The organism is Paludisphaera rhizosphaerae, from assembly GCF_011065895.1.
GTDB lineage: Bacteria > Planctomycetota > Planctomycetia > Isosphaerales > Isosphaeraceae > Paludisphaera > Paludisphaera rhizosphaerae.
Window position 1 is genome coordinate 1 of sequence record NZ_JAALCR010000099.1, and the last position, 479, is coordinate 479.

The following is a 479-nucleotide window of genomic DNA, read 5'->3' on the forward strand; positions in this document are numbered from 1 at the left end:
CCCTCGGTGGCGCCGCCGAGCGTGATGGTCGCCGTCAGCTACCCTGGGGCCAGCGCCGAGGTGCTGGTGGACTCGGTGCTGATCATCCTCGAGCAGGCGATCAACGGCGTGCAGGACATGCGTTACATGGCCTCGGCCGCCACCAGCGCCGGCGAGGGGGCGATCCAGATCATTTTCGAGCCGGGGACCGACCCCAACGTGGCGGTGCTCAACGTCAACAACCGCATCCAGATCGTCAAGAACCGGCTGCCGAACATCGTCGAGCTGGAAGGGATCATCGTCCAGCAGAACATGACGTCGATGTTGATGTATGTGAACATCTATGGGACGGACCCGGAGCTGGACCAGAACTTCCTGTACAACTACGTGACGGTGAACGTGCTGCCGGAGATCCGGCGGACGCGTGGGGTGGGGACGGCGAACATCCTGGGGAACCGGGCCTACGCCATGCGGATCATGCTCAACATCGACCGCATGCG

Annotated in this window: 1 protein-coding gene; it reads left to right on the top strand. The window is 63.5% G+C overall.

Going from position 1 to position 479, the window contains the following annotated elements; all coding sequences use genetic code 11:
* A partial coding sequence (locus tag G5C50_RS32155; protein WP_206107952.1) for an efflux RND transporter permease subunit occupies nucleotides 1-479 on the top strand: 479 nt, incomplete at both ends.